Raw genomic sequence first — 23,372 nt, forward strand, 5'->3', positions numbered from 1 at the left:
CAAACTTTAAAGGAAATATTGATTAAAAATATATTAAAATATTTTGAAGTAGACTTTTTTAAAAAAAATTATATTTAATCATATTTTTTTAAGTTATAGATTTATATAAAAGAATTATTCAAAGTAAATTATCTTAAAATTTTCAAGAATATAAAAAGATATAAATAGTAAAAAATAAACAAATATAGTATTTTAATCAAATATGAAGTAATTTTCTAAAAATTTAATTGCTTTGTATGATATTAGAATTATACTGGTACAAATATATTAGAAAAAATATAAATTCGCTTAAAACGTAAAATACAACTTAATTTTTTAGTGAGAATTTAAAGGGGTATTTTGAACTATAGTATAAATTATTTTTTTAATATTCAAATAATTGTATAGATTATTAGTTGGGAGGGATAAATTGGAAAATAATATTATTGCACAAAATAATAATTTTGTGCAATAATTGATATTTGTTTAGAATTGTGTTAAAATATTCTTAGTTAAAAACAATTAGGAGAATTTTTTTATGAATTTAACAACACCTTTAATTCTAGATGATTACCTATCTTATTTAAAATCAATAAGAGCCTTATCCGAAAAAACTATTAGAGAGTATCGATACGACCTTATTAATTTTGTTTATTTTCAAATTTTAAGAAAAGTCTACTTTAATGATAAGGAAAATTTAAATAATGATATTAAAAATGAAAGAATTAATATCAATAAGTTGTTTAACAGATCTTTTATAAACGATATTAATATTCAAGATATGTATTCTTATATATCGTACTTAGATAATGAATTAAATGATAATTCTTCTACAAGATCTAGAAAAATTTCTGCTTTAAGGTCATTTTACAAGTATTTACATCAAGAAATCGAAATAATTGATAATAATATAACAGAAAAATTAAGAAATCCAAAAATACAAAAAAGACAACCGGTTTATCTTACTTTAAGTGAAACTGAACTTTTATTAGATACAATAAATGAGGAAAAAAACGAATTTTTAAGAAATAGAGATTTAGCGATTGTTTTTACCTTTCTTACGACAGGTATGAGACTTTCAGAACTTGTTAGTGTTGATTTAAAAGATATTAAAGATGATCATTTTTCAATTGTTGGTAAAGGAAATAAAGAAAGAACAATCTATCTAACTAAAAATTGTATAGATTTGATTGATAATTATATTATGATAAGAAAAAATTATTTAAAAGAAATTAAAGTTGATGCTCTATTTATTTCAATCAGAAAAAATAGAATATCTAATAGAGCGGTCCAATCAACTGTTGAAAAATATTTAAAAAAAGCTGGATTTGATACAAGAGTCTATTCTACTCATAAATTAAGACATACAGCAGCAACTTTAATGTATAAGTATGGTAATGTAGACATAAGAGCTTTAAAAGATGTTTTAGGTCATGAAAGTGTTTCAACTACACAAATTTATACTCATTTGGATGATGAAGATTTAAAAAATGCTGTTAATAAGAACCCATTATCAAATTTAAAAATATAAACTCTCTATACAAGAGAGTTTATGTCTAATATTTTGTTGTCTATATATTTTTCTAAAACTTTCATCAAAGCTAATTTTCCATGGTACTTATTTAAACCACCTTGAAGATAAACTGTATAAGGTTTTCTAAGCGGTCCGTCGCATGATAATTCTGAAGTAGCTCCTTCTACAAAACCACCTGATGACATTATTACCTTATCTTCATATCCTGGCATATCGTCTGCAATTGGTGTTAGATTGCTATCTACGCTACAAGATTCTTGAATAGCTTTCGCAAATAATTCTAACTTTTCACTTGAATTTAATTTAATCGCTTGAACTATATCACTTCTTGGATCATCCAATCTTGGAATTATTTCAAATCCTAAAATATCAAAAGCTTTGGCAAATAACAAGGCTACTTTTATAGACTCAATTGTGGTTTTGCTTGAATAATAAAGTCCTTGTAAAACATTTCTCGTTGTTCCAAAACTTAATCCCTCATCTTTACCAATACCTGGAGCTGTTAAAGTATTTGAACAATATTCTATTAATTCTTTTTTTCCAGAAATATAGCCTCCGGTAAGAGCGATTCCTCCACCAAGGTTTTTTATTAGAGATCCTGCCATAATATCTGCACCAATTTCTATAGGTTCTTTAGTTTCAGTAAATTCCCCATAGCAATTATCTACAAATATAATCACATCTTCATTTACTTCACGAATAGTTTTGATAGCTTTTTCAATTTCTTCTATACTAAAAGCTCTTCTATTTGTATAACCGGTTGATCTTTGAAGCATTACAAGCTTTATATCATCTTTTAATATTTTTTTTATCTTATCGTATTGAAACTCTTGTTCATTTTTTAATTCGATTTTATCGTATTTTATTCCTTTAGAAATTAAATTTCCTTTTTTATTTCCTTCAATTCCTATAACTTGTTGTAAAGTATCATAAGGATCACCATTAATTGATAATATTTTATCACCGTAATTTAATAGTGAAAATAGGACTAAAGAAATGGCATGAGTACCAGAAACAATGTTGGGTCTAACTAAAGAATCTTCCGACTTAAAAATTGATGAGAAAATCGATTCAACAACTTCTCTTCCAATATCAGCATAACCATATCCAGTTGCAGAATTAAAATGAATGCTAGATAAATTATTATCTTTAAAAGCTTTTAAAACCTTAATATGGTTGTATTCGCTAATTTTATCTAAATTTTTAAACTTATCTTCTAAATCAGTATCAATTTTTTCAACATATTTTTCAATATTTTCATTTATATTATATAATTTATTATAAATCATATTTCTCCTTTGTTAATTTTTTAATATATGATAAATTTTCATCATCTGAAAACTTATCTCTGTAAATTTGATAAGAGAAATCATAGTTTAGGTACTTTTTCATCCAAGTTATTTGCCTTTTAGCGTAATGTCTGGTATTTTTTTTGATTTCATCTAATAAAATTTCTTTGGAAAATTTTCCTTCTATATATGGGAAAAATTCTTTATAACCTATAGCTTGAAGAGATTTTGAATTTTCACACAAAGAGTATTTTTCTACTATATACTTAAATTCCTTTTCTAATCCATATTCAAACATTAAGTCAACTCTTTTGTTAATTTTTTCGTAAAGAGTTTTCCTATTTTCATAGTTAATAAAAAAAAGCAAGGGATTAATTTCTTTGTTTAACTCTTTTGCACCTTTTCTTATTTGGCTAGGTTTTTTGCCACTTAATTCATAAGTTTCTATTGCTCTTATTATTCTTTGAACTTCATTCGGATGATATTTTTCTGCTGCTACTGGATCGATTTTTAATAATTTGTCATAAATATAATTATTTCCATAGATTTCTGCTTCATTTTCCAATTTTTTTCTCAAATTTTCATCTTTTTTGTATGTCCCATAATTCATATCAAAAATTATAGAATCTATATAAAATCCAGTTCCACCTGCAATTATAGGAAGTTTATTCCTTGAATTTATATCCTTGATTAAATCTCTTGATAAGTCTTTAAATTCACTAACTGAATATTCTTGATCAGGATATTTTAAATCTAGACCATAATGCTTGATACCACACATTTCATTTGATTTAATTTTATTTGTACCAATATCCATTTCCTTGTATATTTGCTGGCTATCAGCAGAAATGATTTCTCCATTAAATTCTTTTGCTAAATTTATTGCTATATCACTTTTACCACTCGCTGTAGGACCTGTGATAATTAATACCTTATCTGTCAAAATATTTCTCCAATTCATTTTTCTCAATTGTGATTATAGTAGATTTACCATCATATGTTTTGTATGGATTTTCAGATTTATTTAACTTATTAAGTGTAGCTAAAGCTTCAGATTCATCAATTTTATCACCTTTTCTAAAGGTATTTTTATTTATTAAAGAAGAAATTTTTTCTTTAAATAAAGTTTCATTAGAATTGTCAATATCTAATAGATTATAGAAAAATTCAAGATTTTCTGGATTATCGAAAACTATAGGCACAGACCTTATTATCAATTTATCAAATGAAAAAATATCTATTTCAAAACCAAGTTTCTTGAAAATTTCTTTTTTTTCTAAATACTTATTGTATTCTTCAAGACTTACTTTTATTATTTTAGCTTCTAATAATTGCTGAGAATTTATTTTATCTTTATTAAAATTTTCAATAAATTCATCAAACTTTATTCTTTGATCTGCCCTTCTATGGTCTAATAATAATATTTTATCAGAATTTATAAATAAAGAATATCTATTAAAGATGCTAGTCTTATATAATAGATTTTTAATATTAATTAACTGCTTTTTTTTGTTTTTTTCTATATTCTTATATTCTAACTTTTCATCATCCTTTTCTTCTATAAAATTTAACTCTTCCACTTCAAAAAAATCATCATCAACATTATTATAACTTATATCATCATGAAATTCTTGTTCATAGAAGTTTTTTTCTTCATTTACCCTATTATATAAGTTTAAGACTTCAGTATAATCATCATAAAAATTTAATTCTTCTTTATCTTCTTCTGGTGCTTTTACTTTTTTAAAATCAGAATTATCATATAAAAAATTAGATATATCATCCTCTAATAATTCTAAAAGACTATCTTCATAGGTGAATTTTATTTCTTTTTTATTTGGGTGAATATTTACATCAATATTACTAGTATTTGTGGCAATAAATAAGAAAAATGCAGGAAATCTTTGATTTGGTATTAATGATTTATAATTATTTTCAACAGTTTTAGTGATATTGCTATTTTCAATCAATCTATTATTTACAAATATATATTGAAAAGATCTGTTTCCTCTATAATAATTTGTACTTGAAATATAACCACTAATATCATACAAAGAGTTTTTCGATCTGATTTTTATAATATTATCCTTTAGGTTATCATCAATAAGTTTAAATATTCTATCTTTTAAGCTATCACTTTCTAATGTTTGAAAAACCAATCTATTATCTTTAATAAATTTAAATGAAATATTATCATAACCTAAGGCTAAAGCCTGGATGATTTTTGAAATTTTATTTGATTCATTTATATCAGAACCCAAAAATTTTCTTCTTACTGGAAGATTTGAAAATAGATTAAATACTTCTATACTAGTTCCATTGTTTGTAGCAATAGAATTTATAGATTCTAATTTTCCGTTTTTAAACTCTAATTTTTTTCCTATATCTTGATTTTTTGTTTTAGATACAGCTTTAACATCGGCACAAGATATAATTGATGAAAGGGCTTCACCCCTAAATCCTAAAGAAAAAATCCTATATAGATCTGAAAAATCCTTTATCTTTGATGTTGCATGTCTTTTAAATGCACGTTCAAAATCATCTTCATCAATTCCTATCCCATCATCTGTAACCCTAATATATGATTTTCCACCATTTTTTATTTCAACTATTATATTTTTTGCCTTGGCATCAATTGAATTTTCTACTAACTCTTTAATAATAGAAACAGGAGACTCTATAACCTCTCCTGCTGCAATTTGTTCAATGGTTTTATCATCTAATTCTATGATTTTCATCATATCTCCTTAATATTTTCAATAAGCTTACTCAATACATTCATAGCCTCAAGGGGTGTAAGCTCATTGATATTTATAGAATCAATATTTTCCTTTATCTTATCTACCTTAATCTTATAGATATCGTCAATTGTATTATTAACAATATTAGTACTATTTTTAAATACCCTATCATCTTCGTCTAATTTATCCATGAAAATTTTAGCATTTTCAATTAGTTCATCTGGCAAACCTGACAATTTAGCTACTTCTATTCCATAAGATCTATCAGTTTTCCCTTTTGATATTTTTCTTAAAAAAACTAAGTTATTATTTTCTTCTAGAATATCAATCTTTAAATTAACAACATTATCAAGCTTATTTTCAAGTATTGTAAGTTCATGAAAATGTGTAGCAAAAACAGTTTTTGCTCTTTTTTTCTTACTTAAATAATCAACCAGACTCATAGCAATAGATAAACCATCATCAGAGCTTGTTCCCCTACCAACTTCATCTAAAATTATAAAGGAATTTTCTGTAGAATTTTTCAAAATATTACTAACTTCATTCATTTCAAGCATAAATGTTGATTCACCTTTTGAAATATTATCACTTGCTCCGATCCTTGTAAATACTTTATCACAAACAGAAATACTGGCATTTTGACAAGGAACAAAAGATCCCATTTGAGCTAATATAATTATTATAGCCATTTGTCTCATATAAGTAGATTTTCCAGCCATGTTTGGGCCTGTAATAATTTGAATTAAATTATCATCTTCTCCTATATCAGTATCATTTGCTATAAATTCATTCTCTTTTAAATTTTTCTCAATTACAGGATGCCTACCTTCTTTGATTTTTATAATATTATCATTGGTAATTATTGGTTTTGTATAATTATTTTCTATAGCTAGTTTTGAAAGAGAATTTAATGAATCTATAATAGAAATTAGTTTAGACAGATATTGGAGTTTTTTTGTATTATCTAAAATAAAGTCACGAATTTCTCCAAAAATTTTATATTCAAGTTCATTAATTTTATCACTAGATCCAAGAATTAAATTAGATAATACTTCAAGTTTTTCAGTAGTATATCTTTCTTGATTTTTTAAGGTCTGTTTTCTAATATAATAATCAGGGACAAGGTGTGTATTTGCCTTAGTCACTTCTATTGAATATCCATTATTTTTATTATAATTTATTTTTAATTTATTTATTCCAGTTTTTTCTTTTTCATCTTTTTCGTAATTTATCAAATCTTTTTCAGCCGATAATGATGACTCTTTTAACTTATCTAAATCATCATTAAATCCTTCTTTAATAATACCACCTTCTGTAATTGATATAGGTGGATCATTAATTATTGACTTATCTAAAATTTCATAAATATTTGAAACATCTGGAATATTTTTTGAAAAACTTACTATATCTTTATTATCTAGTTTAGAAAGAAATCTCTTAAATTCAGGGATATTTCTTAAAGAAGTTTTTAAGGATATAAAATCTCTTGCATTTGCTCTTTTGTATGAAATTTTTCCTATTATTCTTTCAAGATCATAAATATCATCTAAGAAAAAAGAAATTTTATTTGAAATATCAGTATTTTGATAAAAATACTCTACCAAATCTAATCTTTTTTCTATTTTTGCTTTATCAATTAAAGGTCTCTCAAGCCATTCATTTAAAAGTCTAGATCCCATAACTGTATCAGCTCTATCTATTAATTTGATTAAAGAATTTTCCTTTCCTTTCTTATCAATATTAGAATGTAATTCTAAATTCCTCCTAGTATTTGCATCAAGTTGCATAAAAGATGATATTTCAAGAATTTCAATTTGATTTAAATGAGCTAAATTTTCTTTATGATACCTATAAACATAATCCAATAAATTTGAAATAGCAATTAGAGATATCCTTAAATTTTGAATCTTTTCAAAGTTTTTATCTCCCAAATGTTTTAATACATTTTTACTTAAAGTATCATAACTATTTGTTTCATCAATTTTGTTAATTAATATATCCTTGTTTAGATCTAAATATTCTAAAACTTTTTTATTAGAGAAACTAGAATTAATTATAATTTCTGATGGAGATATTTTTTCTATTTCATTAATCAATTTATTGGCACTAGAACTTAAATCGCTTCTTATTTCAAAAGCTATCAATTTTCCAGTAGAAATATCAGAAAAACAAGCTCCAAGTCCAAATTTATTTTCAAAAATTGATAATAAAAAATTATTATTTTTTTTATCTAAGGATTCTAAATCAACAACAGTACCTGGACTTATTACTCTTGTAATAGCTCTTTTAACAAGTCCCTTTGCTTTTTTTGGATCTTCAACTTGATCACAAAGTGCAACCTTATAACCATTTTTTACTAATTTATTTATATAAGTATCAATTACATGATGAGGTACTCCACACATTGGAGCTCTTTTATCATGACCACATTCCTTACCTGTCAATGCAAGCTGTAAAGATTTACTGATAGTTATGGCATCTGAAAAAAATGCTTCATAAAAATCTCCAACCCTATACAAAAGTAAAGAGTCTTTAAAATCATTTTTAATATCAACATAATGTTTTAACATGGGTGTTAATTTTTCGTATTTAAATTCTTGATTCATTCAATCACATCCTTAATAAGTGCTTATAACTCTTATATTGTACCATAATTAGCTATAATAAAAACTTATATTTAAAAATAGCTCATGTAAAAATGAGCTATTTAATATTTATTGTTTGTATATTTTTAATCCATTTGCTAGAATCTTTGTCTTGCTTATCAAGAGCAAATAAAACTCCTAATTTTTTATTATACTCAATACTTGGTTTTGAGTTTATTTTATAAACTAATAAAACTCTATTCACTTCCAATGCTGTTTCCATACTCAAGTTTGTTTTATTACCTTTTTGGTCTGAAAATTCTATTATATTATTAAGATTAGGATTGATTTTTTCTTTTTTTAATATTTTTTCAATTGAAATTCCAACTATGCTAAATTCTTCTCCATTTTCAAAAGTAACATTACTTTCTGTTGAACCTAGCTTACGCAAATCTTTTAGCGTTAAAGAATCTATCTCGCTATCATTATTTTTAATTACAAAAATCTCATTATCATAATTAGATAAATTTCTGTTAGATATATAGTTAACAAGCTTTGAGAATAAAATTAGACTTATAACAATTACAACAGCTAATAGAATAATATTATATTTATTTTTTCTAAATAATTTTACTATATTATTATTTTTACTTTTTCTCATTATTTTCCGGTTGAACCTATTCCGCCCTCTCCTCTTTCACTTTCACATAATTCATCAACTTTTTTAACTTCAACTTTTTCATAAGGTTGAATGACCATTTGAGCAAGTCTTTCACCACTTTTAATAGTTTGTTTTTCATTTCCAAAGTTGTAAAAGAATAATTTTATCTCTCCTCTGTAATCACTATCAATTATACCAGTTGAATTTGCAAGCATTAAATGTCTTTTGACACCTGTAGATGATCTAGGATAAATTGCTGCAAAAAATCCTTCAGGTATTTCAATATGTAAACCTGTTTCAACTTTTGCAGTTTCTCCTGGATTAATTACTATATCATTTTCGTTTGCAGAATATATATCCATTCCAGCAGAATATTTGGTCTTATATTCTGGTAAAATATTATCTGTTTCTATTTTAAGAATTTTTTTATTCATATACACTCCTATCTAATTATATGCTTTATTTTATCATATTATACTATAGATTTAAAATTAATATATTTTTATAAATATAAAACATTAATAGTATAATTAAATTAAAGGAGAAAAGTATGGAAAATATAACAAATAGATTTTTAAAATATATATCAATAGATAGCAAAAGTGATGAAAAGAAAGCAAAAATTATAAAACCGACTAGTAAAGGACAAATTGAGTTATCGATGTTACTTAAGGATGAACTAATTAATCTTGGTCTTGAAGCTAATATAAATAACGAAGGATTTGTTTTTTCTACATTAAAAGCAAATACAGACAAAAAAATTCCTAAAGTTGGATTTATTGCTCATGTAGATACTTCACCAGAAATGCCAGGAGGAATTAAAAATCCCCAAATACTAAAATATCAAGGTGGAGATATAAAATTAAAAGATAATATATATATAAAAGAAGAAGACTTTCCAGTTTTAAAAGATTTAATAGGTAAAACTTTAATTACAACAAATGGAGATACACTTTTAGGAGCAGATGATAAAGCTGGAATTGCTGCAATAATGAATGCAGTCGAATATTTTGTAAATAATCCTCAAATTAAACATGGAGATATAAAAATAGCTTTTACTCCTGATGAAGAAATTGGAACAGGTTGCGATAGTTTTGATGTAGAGACTTTTGATGCTGATTTCGCCTATACTATAGATGGAGGTAGACTTGGAGAATTAGAATATGAATCATTCAATGCAGCTGAAGCAAAAATTTTTATCAAGGGGAAGTCTGTTCATCCTGGCACAGCTAAAAACACAATGATTAACTCTATAACAGTTGCAAAAGAGTTAGATGATCTATTAGGTCAAGTACAAAGACCAGAACATACAGAAGGCTATGAAGGATTTTTACATATGATCTCTATTGATGGTAGTATAGAAAATACAGAAATGACTTATATAATAAGAGACTTTGATAGACATAAATTTGAAAAAAAGAAAGAATTTTTTAATGACTGTGTAAATTTCTTGAATAAAAAATACAACAATATAATAAAAGTTGAAATTAGCGATACTTATTATAACATGGGTGATATTTTAAAAGATAGAATGGAAATTGTATATTACGCTAAAAAAGCAATGGAGAACTTAGGTATAAATGTTATTGTTCAACCTATAAGAGGTGGAACAGATGGTTCTAAATTATCATTTATGGGACTTCCTACTCCAAACTTATTTACAGGTGGTTATAATTTTCATGGTATCTATGAATTTATACCGATAGAAGATATGAAAAAATCCAGTGATGTAATAATTGAAATTATAAAATTAATAAGTAAGCAATAAAATTGGTTAAAATTAATACAAAATGGTATAATAACTATAGATTCTAATTTTTAAAATTAAAAGGAGTAAAAAATGTCTGACGAAAAAAACATCACAAATGAAAATCAATACAGAGGAGATAAAGAACTCGACAAGAAAACTAGAGAAGATAATAAATCTGAAGGTGGCGAATCTTTAGATAAAAAAGCACACACAGATCAAGAAAATTTAAGAAGTATTAGCGATGAAGCTGATGAAAACTCAAACGTTGGAGCTGAAGCTAGAAGAACAAGATCTGATTTCTCTGAAAATCCATCAAAGGATAAATAATTATATTTATAGGCTGTAAAATGATTACAGCCTTTTTTATTTATAATTTTATATATAAGTTACTTTAAATAAAATTATTTAAAGTAATTATTCCTGAGCAATCAGAAATTTTTTTAAATTTCATTTTAGGAAAATAATTTTTAAACTCATTGACAACGAAATATATTTCATCTTTATCCCGCTCATTTTTAGCATCTATCATGCACTTATCGTGTTCTTTACGTGATGAAAATATAATATCTCCAATATATATACATCCTTTATTATTCAACAGTTTTTGTAGATCTTTCAAAAATTTAATTTTTTTCTTATTTGTTAAATGATGTAGTGAGTATGTAGCAATTATTGCATCATACTTATGTTCTAATAATGGATCTACTAAGCCATTAGAAAAATTTCCCAAATATAGTTTAGCATGAGGCATTTTTTCTTTCGAAACTTCTAACATTTTTTTAGAAAAATCTTGTCCATAAACTTTATATCCACACTCATATAACCTTGATGTTAATGTTCCTGTACCGAATCCTAAATCCAAAATATTACTATATGATTTACTTAAAATATCATTATAGATTTCATTTAGTATATTATTATATCCTGCAAAAGGATATAATCCATCATTATTAGAGATTTCAACACTTTTATCATACTCTTTAGACCAAAAATCAAAACCTTTATTAGTTAACAATTTATCCCCCTAAAAAATAGTAATTATAAGATTCTATTTTTATTATACATAATATTGTAAGTAATTCAAATGTAATTAAATATCTATATATATTGTAATTATATCTTTAAAAAGTTAAATACTTTTATAAACCTCAAAAAACCTTCTGATCAGTGCAATATTACCCTAATCAGAAGGTATCTATAAAAATTTTAAATATTCCATTACAATATAATATATAAAATTATTCTTTAATTTTACGTCTAATCATATCTCCTTTATTAAGCTCATGATCGATTTTGATATAAACAATTTGTTTTGCCTTATTTGCTACCTCTATATCTCCACCATTTGAATCTTTCATATTATCAATTTTAAATTTAATAAATTCTGGACTATTTCCAAAAATTTCTACTTCATCACCTAAAATAAATTTATTTCTTTCTTCAAGCTTTGCTACTTTGTTTTCTTTATCATAATCTAAGACAACTGCTATAAAATCATAACCTCTGATGTATGATGAATTTTCATAAATTTGTGAATCAGAGCCAGCTTTTTTATAGAAAAACCCTTTGGTAAAATGTCTATGACTAGCTTTTTTTATTTCATCTAAATATTTTTGAGCTATTTTTTCATCAAATGATCCGTTATAATAAGAATCAATTGCTTGCCTATAACTTCTTATTACTGTAGCAACATAAAATACAGTTTTCATTCTTCCTTCAATTTTAAATGAATCAATTCTAGCCTCAATTAATTTATCAATTTCATCAATAAGACAAAGATCTTTTGAATTCATAATAAAGGTACCATTTTCATCTTCACCTATAGGATAATATTCTCCAGGTCTTTTTTCCTCTTGAATAGAATATTTCCATCTGCAAGCATGTGCACAATCTCCCCTATTTGCATCTCTTCCTGTCATATAATTACTTAACAGACATCTTCCAGAATATGAAATACACATGGCTCCATGTATAAAGCATTCGATTTCTAAATCTTTTGGAACATTTTTTCTAATTTCTATTATCTCTTCAAGTGATAATTCTCTAGCTAAAATTACTCTTTTAGCGCCAAGATTATACCAAAAATTTATAGTATGAGAATTTGTAACAGAAGCTTGAGTTGAAATATGAAGGTCAATATTTGAATTTTCTTTAGCAATATTAAATATTCCTGGATCTGAAATAATTAATGCATCTACTCCAATTTCTTCTAAATATTTAATATAATCAATAATTCCATCTAAATCCCCATCGTGAGGAACTATATTCATAGTTATATGACATCTAACATTGTTTTTGTGAGCATAATCTACAGCTTCTTTTAATTCATTCTTATCAAAATTTTTAGAATTTTTCCTTAGACCAAAATTATTTCCTGCCATATATACAGCATCTGCTCCAAACTTTATTGCTGTTTTTAATCTTTCCATATCACCTGCTGGTGCTAATAATTCAACTTTGTCTCTCATCTACACTCCTTGCACTAATACTAATACCATCTCCTATAGGTATTATACTTGTAACGTAATCATCTAAATTTGTTATATGAGATAAAAACTTTCTTAGATTTTTAACTATGGTTATATCTCTTTTATTTACAATGTTATCATTTGTAATTTGTCCTCTAAATAGGATATTATCACAAACTATAATTCCATTTTTATTTAATAAACTTAAAGCTTTATTAAAATAATATTCATATTGTGACTTATTTGCATCTATAAAAACAAAATCAAAGCCTTGATTAATATTATTCAAGGCTTTTTTTGCATCCATATTTATTATATTGATATCTTTTTTATATTTTTTAAAATTAGATTTTGCTATTTCATACATTTTTTTGCTCTTTTCTATTGTTGTTATACTGGCATCTGTGTATTTAGAAAAAAGTAAAGAAGAATAGCCAATAGCTGTTCCAATTTCTAAAATATTTTTTGGTTTTTGTATAATTACCAATTGCTTTAAAAACTCCTTAGTTTCTAATTTCATTATTGGAATATTATTACTGTTTCCATAATTTTTTAAATCTAAGAAATCCTCATCTATATAGATATTGTTTAAATAGTTAACTATATGTTCATAATTAATATTCATTATTTTCCACTTCTGTAAGAACAGGTAAAATCATAGGATCTCTTCCAGTTTGATTATAAATGTAAGATTTTAGTGATTCTCTTATTTGATATTTTATTTGACTAATAGCATGTATTTCTTTCTTTTGACATTTTTTCATTGTTCTAATAACAATATCTTTAGAATTTTCAATTAAATCTTGATTTTCTTTAACATAGATAAATCCTCTAGAAACTATTTCTGGATTAGATAAAACTTTTTGAGTATGTTTTTCAATAGTTAAACTTACAACTAATAGTCCATCTTCTGATAAGTGTTTTCTATCTTTCAAAACTATATTACCTACATCACCAATACCAGATCCGTCTACTAATACATTACCAGCTTGAACCTTACCATTAATTCTTGCGCTTTTTTTAGTAAATTCAAATACATCACCATTTTGACCTACCAATATATTATCTTCATTCATTCCCATATCCATAGCAATTTCTTTGTGTTTTTTTAATTGTCTTGGTTCACCATGAGCAGGAATAAAATACTTTGGTGTAGTTAATTGATGCATTAATTTAATTTCTTCTTGGCAAGCATGTCCAGATGCATGAACTTTTGCTAATGAATTATAAATTATATTACAACCAATTTTAGTTAAATTATTGATTGTATTATTGATTGACATTTCATTACCTGGAATTGCGGATGATGATAAAATAACAGTGTCTGAAGAGTTTAAATGAACTTGTTTATGTTCATTATTTGCCATCCTTGTTAAAGCTGATAATGGTTCTCCTTGTGTTCCAGTTGATAATATAACTATTTGATCATCAGCATAATCTTTAAGATTTTTTATATCTATAATTGTGTTACTTCTAACTTTTAAGTATCCTAATGAAGATGCAATTTTAACATTATTTAACATTGATCTTCCTGATAATGCTACTTTTTTATTATATTTTTCAGCAGCATAAATTACTTGTTGAACCCTATGAAGATTAGATGCAAAAGTTGCAACTACAATTCTACCTGGAGCTTGTCCAAATAAATTTATAAATGTTTCTCCTACCTTTTTCTCACTAATCGAACTACCTTCAATTTCAACATTTGTTGAATCAGAAAATAGACATAATAATCCTTTTTTTCCTAAAGCAGCAAGTTTTTGAATATCTGTAGGTTCACCATCTATAGGTGTAAAGTCCATTTTAAAATCACCAGTAAATAAAATAGTTCCAATTGGAGATTTTACTGCAATTGAGCATGAATCTGGAATTGAATGGCTTACTCTAATAAATTCAGCACTTAAATTACCAACTTTTACAGTATTGTTAACATTAACCATTTTTAGTCTATTTGAATTAAGACCATGTTCTTTAAATTTATTTTCTAATAACCCTTTTGTAAGCTTAGAGCAGTAAACATTTGTATCTACTAATTTTAATAGATATGCAATTGCTCCTATATGGTCTTCATGACCATGAGTTATAAAAATACCTTTTAGTTTATCTTTATTTTCTTCAATATAGGTAAAATCAGGAATAACTATGTCTACTCCTAACATATCTTGATCAGGAAATGTCAAGCCACAGTCAATCATAATCATTTCATTTTTATATTCTACAACTGTACAGTTTTTACCTATTTCTCCAAGTCCTCCCAAAGGGATAACTTTTAACTTATTTTGCATTCTCATTTTTACTCCTTATATCTTCTTTACATTCGGAGCAAAAGCCATATATTCTTAGAGAATAATAATCTAATTGAAAATTATATTTATCTTTTAATAATTTTGATAAATCATTATTATCTAAAATTTTTTCTTCAACTATTTTTCCACAGTTTTTACAAATCAAATGATCATGGTGTTCATCATCTTGACTTATAAGCTCATATGTGTTTATGGAATCTGTAAATTCTTGTTTATTTACAATTCCCAAATCTTCAAAAATATTTAAAGTTCTATAAACTGTAGCTATACCCACTTGCTTATTTTCTTGATGTACTATAGAAAAAAGTTCTTCAGGTGTTAAATGCTTTGAATTAGAATTTTTAAGAGCATTGAATATTATTTGTCTTTGTTTTGTGAACTTATGACCATTTTTTTCAAATATTTTTTTTAACTGTTCAATGTTCATTATTTTCTTCTTTCATATTTTCATAAATATTTGCTATTTCATCTAACTCTCTATCATTTTCAATTGCTTTAAAGCTTATTGAGTCTTTCTCTTTTATCATTTCAAATATTACAATAAAATCCTCATCTAAGGGCTCTAAAACAGCATATTCTTTATCATCCACTCCGAATGTATCTATTAAATTGAATTCGACTTCTTTGTTATTTTCATCCATTAAAATTATTTTATTCATTACTTCTCCCATCTAAGTAGGTTTGTAAAATAAAAGATGCGGCAATTTTATCTATATATTTTTTCTTATTTTCACGTCTAACACTCATATCTGTTAAGACTTTATCAGATTGAATAGTAGTCATCCTTTCATCTTGGTATTTAATATCAATATCAATTTCTTTTTTTAATAAATCAACAAAAGAAATCACCTTCATAGCTTGTGGTCCTAAGGTGTTATTCATATTCTTTGGTAAACCAATAACTATTAAATTAACGTCTTTTTCTTCTACTATCTCCAATAATTTTTCAATATCTAAACTAGTTTTTTTTCTTTTTATTGTCAGATAGGCTTGGGCAGTGATAAAAAATGGATCACTTAAAGCAACACCTATTGTTTTATCACCCAAGTCTAAGCCCATAATTCTACTCATTTATATAATATTTTAATATTTCTTCAAGTATAGTATCTCTATCTACTTGTCTAATTAATTTTCTAGCATTATTATGACCAGTTATATAAGTAGGATCTCCACTTATAAGATATCCTATAATTTGGTTAGTCGGTTTATAACCTTTGTCTTCTAAAGCATTATAGACTTTTGTAATTATTTCTCTAATATCAACTTCTTTTTCATCTTGTGGATCAAATCGCATTGTTTCGTTGAAATTTTTATCTGACATAATATCTCCTTATACTAATTGATAAACTTTTTTTAAAGCCTCATCCAATTTGGACAAATCTTTACCTCCAGCTTGAGCAAAATTTTTCTTTCCTCCGCCATTACCTCCTGTTATTTTACTTATTTCTTTAACTATATTACCTGCATTATAACGATTAGTTAATGAGTCTGAGACTGAAGTTGTAAATACTATTTTATTATTATTAACTGTAGCAAATACAATTATTATATCACTGTATTTACTTTTAACTTTTTGTTCAAAATTTCTTAATGTGTCTAGATCTTCATCTTCAAATTTATGAACTAAAAGGTGTATTCCATTAATATCTTCTACTTCATTTTCTATATTTTTATAAATATCTTTATCATTAAAGTTTTTGAGTTTTTGTACTTCTTCTTTAAGATTTTTAATTTCATTATTTAGTGAGTCTATTCTAGTTAGAATATTGTTTGAATTAGTCTTTATTTTTCTACTTATTTCATCAATTAAATCAATATTATCATTTAAATATTTATAAACCTTTTTACCTGTAATAGCTTCGATTCTTCTTATACCAGAAGCAGCAGAAGATTCTTGTATTATCTTAAAGATTAAAACTTCAGAAGAATTATTTACATGACAGCCACCACATAATTCTTTTGAGTAGTCATCAATTGAAACTACTCTAACCAAATCTTTGTATTTATCCTCAAATAAGCCTATAGCTCCAATTTTTTCAGACTCTTTATATGTCATGACCTTTTTTGTCACATCAAGTTGTTGTCTTATTTTCTCATTAACCTCATTTTCAATTTCTTCGATTTGTTTCTTACTTAATGCAGTTGGATAGGTAAAATCAAATCTTAACTTATCTTCATCTACTAGTGAACCTGCTTGCTTTACATCTTCATTTAAAATGTTTCTTAAAGCTTGATCTAGTAAATGTGTCGCTGTGTGGTTTCTAGTGATATCTAGCCTTCTTTCTTTATCTATTTTAAAAGTAGCCTTACTTAAATCTAAATCACCATCTAGTACTTCTACATAATGAAATATTATTTCATTTTTCTTTTGAACATTATAAACTTTTGCCTTTGCTTTATCAGTTATAATATATCCAGTGTCAGCTACTTGTCCACCACCTTCAGCATAAAAAGAAGTCTTATCACTTACAACTATACCCTTGTTACCTTCTTTTATAAAGCTAACTTTTTTACTATTATCAAATAAACCAATTATATTGCCTTCTATATCAAATTTATCATAGCCTTCAAATTTTGTTTTTTCAAATTCATCTATGTTTATTGATTCTAAGGACCAACCTGAATCTGATTTTCTCGCATTTCTAGCTAGATTACGTTGCTTTTCCATTTGGATATCAAATTCTTTTGTATCTACTTTTAAATTATCTTCTGTTAATATTTCTTTTGTTAAGTCTAAAGGAAAACCATAAGTATCATATAATTTAAATGCATCTTTTCCATTTAATGTATCTTTATTATTTTCCTTCAAATCTTTAATATAATCATTCAAAATATCTAAACCACTATCTATGGTGTTTTGGAAATTAGCTTCTTCTTTTTTAATAATATTTATAATTTTATCTTTTCTATCAACTAGTTCGTCATATTCTGCTTTGTATGATTCTATTACATTATTAATTACAGAAGATAAAAATTCGCCTTCTATACCCAATAATTTACCATGTCTAAATGCCCTTCTTATAAGTCTTCTTAGTACATAACCTCTTTTTTCATTTGAAGGTTGAATTCCATCAGACACCATAAATGTCATTGCTTTTGCATGATCTGCAATTACTCTTATTGAAACATCATCTTTTTTATTTTCTTTATATTTTTTATTAGATAATTTTTCTATTTCTCTAATAATATTTTGATTTACATCTATTTCAAAAATATTATCCTTATCCTGTAACACCATAGCCATTCTTTCAAGGCCCATTCCAGTATCTATATTTGGATGAAGAAGAGGTGTGTATTCTTTATTGATGCTTTTATTAAATTGAGTAAAAACTAAGTTCCAAACTTCCATAAAACGATCCGAATCATCATTTCCTGGTTTATTATCATTTTCATTAATTGCTTTTTCAATTCCTCTATCAATAAATATTTCTGAATCCGGACCACAAGGACCAACTTCTAGTTCCCAGAAATTATCTTCTTTACCAAATCTTAAAATTCTATCTTTATCAATTCCTATTTCTTCATTCCAGATTTTAAAAGCTTCATCATCATTTTCATACACTGAAACCCATAGAAGATCTTTATTTATTTCAAGATTTTCTGTCAAAAATTCAAATGCCCAATGTATAGCTTCTCTTTTAAAATAATCTCCAAAAGAAAAGTTTCCAAGCATTTCAAAAAAAGTTCCATGTCTTTCAGTTATTCCAACTCTTTCAATATCTCCAGTCCTAATACATCTTTGAGATGATGTGGCTCTATTATTTTTTATCTTCTTTTCACCAGTAAAATATTTTTTAAGTGGTGCCATACCAGCATTAATTAAAAGTAGTGATTCATCATCTTTTGGTATTAGCGGAAATGATTTTAATACCGTATGATTTTTTTTTGATCCAAAGAAATTCAAATATTCTTTTCTTAATTCATTCATTCCTAGTTTTCTCATAAATTTCTCCTAATTATAGTTTTTCATTTACCATATCTTTTATAGTTATTGAATTAACAGCTTTATTGATAGCATTGTCTATTTTTGCAAAAACATAGTATGCTTCACAGTCTTCATTATTACAGTTTTTTCTATCAGCAACACATTGACTTGAGGTCATTTCTCCTTCTAAGGCTCTTAAAACATCACCAACAGTTATATCGTCAGAAGATCTTGAAAGTCGGTATCCTCCCTTTGCTCCTCTTGCTGATATTACTAATTTATTTTTTTTAATATTCTAATTAATTGTTCCAAGTAATTTTCAGGTAATTTTAAAGTATTAGAAATATCAGAAACAGAAATATATCCATTATCTTCATTTTCTGCTAAATAATGTATAGCTCTTAGTCCATACCTACCTCTTGTTGATAATTTCATATTTTCTCCTCAATCTACTACTATTATATCTTTCATTGCTTCAAAATATTTATCTCCAATTCCAGATACATTTTTTATATCATCAATTTTGTTAAATTTATTTTTTTGTCTATATTCAATAATAGCTTCTGCTCTTTTTTCTCCAATATTTGGAAGCGTCATAAGCAAATCCTTATCAGCGTGATTTATATTTATCTTTTTATTTTCATTTGTATCGGTAGGTGTTACTAACTGATTTTGTAATTGATCATTATTATCTTTATCATTTTTATTCGGAATTATTACTTTCATTTGATCTTCTAGTTTCATTGCTAAATTAATTTTATTAATATCAGCATTTTCTGTTAGACCACCTGCATCATTAACCAAGTCTTCTAGTCTATAGTTTTCTTTAATATCATAGACTCCCGAATTTTTAATTTCTCCACTTATATGTACTTTCATAGTGGAGTCATTTTCTGTTTTTTCACTTAAATCTTTCGTGATTGTATTATTAGATTCAATAGAAATTGATGAACTTGCATTTTCAAATACAAGTTCATCTTTTTTCTGATTATTTACAAAATTTTTAGACAAAATAATAACAATTCCAATTATCAAAGCTATAATAATCTTATCTTTTTTGTCAGTCTCCATAAAACACCTCAATTTATGATAATTATGACTCCCATAAATCTTCTATATTATAAAATTCTCTTTGATTAGATGAAAAAATATGAACTATAATATCTCCACAATCAATTAATATCCAGTTTCCTTCTCTTAAACCTTCGACTGATATAATGTCATATCCTTCTTTTTTTAAATTTTCTTCAATATATTCAAGCAAAGCTTTATTTTGATTTATAGAATTACCTGTTGCCAATACAAAATAATCAGCAACTGACGATTTATTTTCTAAATCTATTACTTTAATGTCAAAAGCTTGTTTATCTTCTAAAGTTTTTACTATTATATCTAATTTACCCATTTTTCTTCCTTAATAAATAATTTCTAGCTTTTATTGTTAGAGGAAAAATAATAATTTTTCTGTCTATTAGTGACTTAATAGTTCCATCCAAACTAAATAACACTGCATCATCTAAATTTTTAAAAGCTAATTTTCGTAAATCTTCAACACCTTCATAATTTCTTTTTTCTTCACATGCATCAGCTAAAAAAATAATTTTTTCTAAGTCATTCATATTTTCTCTTCCAGTTGTATGATATTTTATTGCATTTAAAATTTCTATATCATTTATTCCATATTCATTTTTAGCTACTATTGGTCCTAGAAAAGAATGTAGAACAGATTTGTTTGTAAGAATTTCTGTTGAAAAATCACATTGATTCTTATATTTTTCTAAAAAATGTTTTTCGTTATACTTAGCACAATCATGTAAAAGAGCTGCTGTAACTACTTTTTCCTCATCTATACCTTTATTGAGTTTTAATGCCATATCTTTAACCCTTATTACATGATTAAATCTTTTTTCACCTATATCATTTTTTAGCTTATCTCTATACTTAGAAAAATCAAACATATAAGTTCTCCTTCTTTATTATTTCAATAACTTTATCATTAACTAAATACTTAATACTTTTTTTATCTTTTACTAAAGACCTAATAAGAGTTGATGAAATATCCAAAGCAATATTATCAATTAGGTATATATTTTTATTATACTTTTTTATTTTATTTATTTCTGACAATAATGAAGAATTTTTTTCGCTATATCTTTTAAAAACTATTAAGTTTTCTTTTAATATTTGTTCATAATTTTTCCGTTTTTTTATATCTAAAAAAGAATCTTCACCAATTATAAAATAAAATTTATCGTCAGGATAAGTTTTTTTAAAATAATCTATTGTTTGATAAGTGTAGTGAATACTATTATTCCTGTAATCATAATCGTTAATTTCTATCTTATGATTATCATCTATAGCTTCTTTCACCATTTTTATCCTTATATTTATATCAGTTTTTTTGTTTTGTACTTTATGAGGTGGATTTGAATTTGGAAGAATATATATCTTATCCAAATTCATGGTATTGATCACATTTTCCATTACAATAAGATGACCTATATGGATTGGATCAAAAGTGCCACCGAATAATCCTATTTTCATTATAAATTAATTTTTTTATTGTTCTTGCTTTCTCTATAAATGGTAAATATATTACCCAAATGAGAAACAAATTCACAATTAAGTTTTTCAATTGCTTCGTCAATAATCTCATTGTTATCATCAAGATTATTATTTAATATCTTTATTTTAATTAACTCTCTTTTTTCTAAAGCTTCATCAATAGCTTCAATTACTTCATCAGTTAATGAATTTTTACCGATATTAATTATTGGTTTTAAGTCATGAGCTAAAGACTTTAAATAAGATCTTTGTTTTCCTGTAATCATTATTCCTCCTATTCATAATAGTCAAATACTATATCGCCGATTGCAACTAAATCGCCTTCTTGAATACCCATTTCTCTAAATTTATCAAAAACACCCATTTCTCTTAAATTTCTTTCAAAATACATACGGCTGTCATAATCATCTAAATTTACTTTTTCAAGCAACTTATCAATCCTATATCCACTGCATACAAAAATTCCTTCTTCTATTTCAAAGTTTAATTCATCACTTGCAACAGACATATCATAAAATTCATCTAGATAATCTTCATCTACTTCCTCATCTAGATTATATTGTTCATCATCAAAAGAATATAATACATTGCTAACTTCATCTATTAATTCCTTTATACCGTTAGTAGTAGCTGCTGAAATTCTAAAAATCTTGTATTTCTCAGAAAATTTTTCTTCAAATTTTTTATAATTTTCATTTAAATCTAAGTCAGATTTATTTAAAGCAATTATTTGATATTTATTAGCTAAGTTTTCATCAAATAATTCTAGCTCTTTATTTATTAGCTCAAAATCTTCAATTGGATTTCTTCCTTCAAATCCTGATATATCTACCAAATGTACTAAAATCTTACATCTTTGAACGTGTTTTAGAAAGTCATGGCCTAATCCTAATCCTTCATTAGCACCTTCAATCAATCCAGGTATATCTGCTACAATAAAAGATCTTTCTTTATCGATTTTTACAACTCCAAGATTAGGATCTAGTGTTGTAAAATGATAATTTGCGATTTTTGGCTTAGCTTTTGAAATCACAGAAATTAAAGTTGACTTACCTACATTTGGTAATCCAACAAGTCCAACATCTGCTAGTATCTTTAACTCAAGATTTACTGTAATTTTTTGGCCTTCTTTACCTTTTTGAGCAAAACGAGGAGCTTGTCTTGTGGAAGATTTATAGTGAACATTACCTTTTCCACCTCTTCCACCTTTTGCTATAAGAAATTCTTCGCCATTTTTCTTAAAATCCTTAATTATTTTGCCACTTGAAACTTCTCTTACAATAGTGCCAACAGGTACAAATAAATAAAGATCTTCACCTTTTTTCCCAAATCTTTTTTTCCCCATTCCATCTTCGCCGTTTGTGGCTTTATATTTTGATTTATATCTAAACTCTTCAAGAGTTGAAAGTGAATTGGTAGCTTTTATATAAATACTAGCTCCATCTCCTCCGTCTCCACCTGCAGGTCCACCCGTAGGTTCATATTTTTCACGTCTAAAAGCTACGGCTCCATCTCCACCTTTTCCTGCTTGAAGTTCAATTTTTGCATTATCAATCATTAAATTTCCTT

General features: G+C 25.6%; 24 protein-coding genes and 1 pseudogene. 3 read left to right on the forward strand and 22 right to left on the reverse strand.

From position 1 onward, the window contains the following. The first annotated feature begins 517 nt into the window (after window positions 1-517). A complete protein-coding gene (locus ASHG_RS01945; RefSeq protein ID WP_040397161.1) occupies window positions 518-1,510 on the forward strand; it encodes a tyrosine recombinase XerC in 993 nt (330 codons plus the stop codon). Between the two features lie 5 nt (window positions 1,511-1,515). Here the strand turns inward: ASHG_RS01945 and ASHG_RS01950 are convergent, their stop codons facing one another. The 6 genes from ASHG_RS01950 to dut form a co-directional block, all read right to left on the reverse strand. Next, window positions 1,516-2,802, reverse strand: coding sequence for a methionine gamma-lyase family protein (locus tag ASHG_RS01950; protein ID WP_040397162.1), 1,287 nt, complete (start codon window positions 2,800-2,802; stop codon window positions 1,516-1,518). Beyond that, a complete protein-coding gene (gene miaA, locus ASHG_RS01955; protein ID WP_051145893.1) occupies window positions 2,792-3,745 on the reverse strand; it encodes a tRNA (adenosine(37)-N6)-dimethylallyltransferase MiaA in 954 nt (317 codons plus the stop codon). Before miaA ends, ASHG_RS01950 begins: the two co-directional genes overlap by 11 nt. Further along, complete coding sequence (mutL, locus tag ASHG_RS01960; protein ID WP_040397165.1) at window positions 3,735-5,543, reverse strand: DNA mismatch repair endonuclease MutL; 1,809 nt, start codon at window positions 5,541-5,543, stop codon at window positions 3,735-3,737. The genes miaA and mutL overlap by 11 nt, the downstream gene beginning before the upstream one ends. Beyond that, on the reverse strand, window positions 5,540-8,149 hold the full coding sequence (gene mutS / locus ASHG_RS01965) for a DNA mismatch repair protein MutS (protein WP_040397167.1): 2,610 nt from the start codon (window positions 8,147-8,149) through the stop codon (window positions 5,540-5,542). Before mutS ends, mutL begins: the two co-directional genes overlap by 4 nt. A 97-nt stretch (window positions 8,150-8,246) precedes the next feature. After that, window positions 8,247-8,789, reverse strand: coding sequence for an oxidoreductase (locus ASHG_RS01970; RefSeq protein WP_040397169.1), 543 nt, complete (start codon window positions 8,787-8,789; stop codon window positions 8,247-8,249). After that, a complete protein-coding gene (gene dut / locus ASHG_RS01975; protein WP_040397170.1) occupies window positions 8,789-9,223 on the reverse strand; it encodes a dUTP diphosphatase in 435 nt (144 codons plus the stop codon). Before dut ends, ASHG_RS01970 begins: the two co-directional genes overlap by 1 nt. A 116-nt stretch (window positions 9,224-9,339) precedes the next feature. Between dut and pepT the strand changes: the two genes are divergently transcribed. Continuing rightward, a complete protein-coding gene (pepT, locus tag ASHG_RS01980) occupies window positions 9,340-10,557 on the forward strand; it encodes a peptidase T (protein WP_040397171.1) in 1,218 nt (405 codons plus the stop codon). A gap of 72 nt (window positions 10,558-10,629) precedes the next feature. Beyond that, window positions 10,630-10,866, forward strand: a complete 237-nt coding sequence (locus ASHG_RS01985) for a hypothetical protein (protein ID WP_040397172.1) — start codon at window positions 10,630-10,632, stop codon at window positions 10,864-10,866. Window positions 10,867-10,930: 64 nt separating this feature from the next. Here the strand turns inward: ASHG_RS01985 and ASHG_RS01990 are convergent, their stop codons facing one another. From ASHG_RS01990 to obgE, 16 genes and pseudogenes are all read right to left on the reverse strand, one after another. Then, on the reverse strand, window positions 10,931-11,554 hold the full coding sequence (locus ASHG_RS01990) for a class I SAM-dependent methyltransferase (protein WP_040397173.1): 624 nt from the start codon (window positions 11,552-11,554) through the stop codon (window positions 10,931-10,933). 223 nt (window positions 11,555-11,777) lie between these two features. Next, window positions 11,778-13,007, reverse strand: a complete 1,230-nt coding sequence (locus ASHG_RS01995) for a peptidase U32 family protein (protein WP_040397174.1) — start codon at window positions 13,005-13,007, stop codon at window positions 11,778-11,780. Beyond that, the gene (locus ASHG_RS02000; protein ID WP_040397175.1) at window positions 12,991-13,632 is read right to left on the reverse strand and encodes an O-methyltransferase; all 642 of its coding nucleotides are present in this window, start codon (window positions 13,630-13,632) and stop codon (window positions 12,991-12,993) included. Before ASHG_RS02000 ends, ASHG_RS01995 begins: the two co-directional genes overlap by 17 nt. Beyond that, window positions 13,622-15,298: a ribonuclease J gene (locus ASHG_RS02005; RefSeq protein ID WP_040397176.1), complete on the reverse strand. Its 1,677-nt coding sequence runs from the start codon at window positions 15,296-15,298 to the stop codon at window positions 13,622-13,624. The genes ASHG_RS02000 and ASHG_RS02005 overlap by 11 nt, the downstream gene beginning before the upstream one ends. After that, on the reverse strand, window positions 15,282-15,740 hold the full coding sequence (locus ASHG_RS02010) for a Fur family transcriptional regulator (protein WP_040397178.1): 459 nt from the start codon (window positions 15,738-15,740) through the stop codon (window positions 15,282-15,284). Before ASHG_RS02010 ends, ASHG_RS02005 begins: the two co-directional genes overlap by 17 nt. Next, a complete protein-coding gene (locus ASHG_RS02015) occupies window positions 15,730-15,972 on the reverse strand; it encodes a DUF1292 domain-containing protein (RefSeq protein ID WP_040397180.1) in 243 nt (80 codons plus the stop codon). Before ASHG_RS02015 ends, ASHG_RS02010 begins: the two co-directional genes overlap by 11 nt. Next, window positions 15,965-16,384: a Holliday junction resolvase RuvX gene (ruvX, locus tag ASHG_RS02020; protein ID WP_040397183.1), complete on the reverse strand. Its 420-nt coding sequence runs from the start codon at window positions 16,382-16,384 to the stop codon at window positions 15,965-15,967. The genes ASHG_RS02015 and ruvX overlap by 8 nt, the downstream gene beginning before the upstream one ends. After that, window positions 16,377-16,634 carry an IreB family regulatory phosphoprotein gene (locus ASHG_RS02025; protein WP_040397184.1) on the reverse strand — a complete coding sequence of 86 codons (258 nt, stop codon included), beginning with the start codon at window positions 16,632-16,634 and terminating at the stop codon, window positions 16,377-16,379. Before ASHG_RS02025 ends, ruvX begins: the two co-directional genes overlap by 8 nt. Before the next feature lie 9 nt (window positions 16,635-16,643). Further along, the gene (gene alaS / locus ASHG_RS02030; RefSeq protein ID WP_040397186.1) at window positions 16,644-19,256 is read right to left on the reverse strand and encodes an alanine--tRNA ligase; all 2,613 of its coding nucleotides are present in this window, start codon (window positions 19,254-19,256) and stop codon (window positions 16,644-16,646) included. A 13-nt stretch (window positions 19,257-19,269) separates the two neighbouring features. Beyond that, window positions 19,270-19,673 (reverse strand): annotated as a pseudogene (locus ASHG_RS09560) (RrF2 family transcriptional regulator). Window positions 19,674-19,682: 9 nt separating this feature from the next. Then, window positions 19,683-20,309: a helix-hairpin-helix domain-containing protein gene (locus tag ASHG_RS02040; RefSeq protein WP_040397188.1), complete on the reverse strand. Its 627-nt coding sequence runs from the start codon at window positions 20,307-20,309 to the stop codon at window positions 19,683-19,685. Between the two features lie 22 nt (window positions 20,310-20,331). Next, window positions 20,332-20,643 carry a ribosome silencing factor gene (gene rsfS, locus ASHG_RS02045; RefSeq protein ID WP_040397190.1) on the reverse strand — a complete coding sequence of 104 codons (312 nt, stop codon included), beginning with the start codon at window positions 20,641-20,643 and terminating at the stop codon, window positions 20,332-20,334. Beyond that, the gene (gene yqeK / locus ASHG_RS02050; RefSeq protein ID WP_040397191.1) at window positions 20,636-21,196 is read right to left on the reverse strand and encodes a bis(5'-nucleosyl)-tetraphosphatase (symmetrical) YqeK; all 561 of its coding nucleotides are present in this window, start codon (window positions 21,194-21,196) and stop codon (window positions 20,636-20,638) included. Before yqeK ends, rsfS begins: the two co-directional genes overlap by 8 nt. Further along, the gene (gene nadD / locus ASHG_RS02055; RefSeq protein WP_040397192.1) at window positions 21,189-21,782 is read right to left on the reverse strand and encodes a nicotinate (nicotinamide) nucleotide adenylyltransferase; all 594 of its coding nucleotides are present in this window, start codon (window positions 21,780-21,782) and stop codon (window positions 21,189-21,191) included. Before nadD ends, yqeK begins: the two co-directional genes overlap by 8 nt. Continuing rightward, window positions 21,782-22,069 carry a ribosome assembly RNA-binding protein YhbY gene (gene yhbY, locus ASHG_RS02060; RefSeq protein WP_040397193.1) on the reverse strand — a complete coding sequence of 96 codons (288 nt, stop codon included), beginning with the start codon at window positions 22,067-22,069 and terminating at the stop codon, window positions 21,782-21,784. Before yhbY ends, nadD begins: the two co-directional genes overlap by 1 nt. A gap of 8 nt (window positions 22,070-22,077) precedes the next feature. After that, window positions 22,078-23,361 carry a GTPase ObgE gene (gene obgE / locus ASHG_RS02065; RefSeq protein ID WP_040397195.1) on the reverse strand — a complete coding sequence of 428 codons (1,284 nt, stop codon included), beginning with the start codon at window positions 23,359-23,361 and terminating at the stop codon, window positions 22,078-22,080. Window positions 23,362-23,372: the final 11 nt, after the last annotated feature.

Origin of the sequence: Anaerococcus senegalensis JC48 (genome assembly GCF_000321005.1) — a bacterium.
In the GTDB taxonomy this organism is placed as follows: domain Bacteria; phylum Bacillota; class Clostridia; order Tissierellales; family Peptoniphilaceae; genus Anaerococcus; species Anaerococcus senegalensis.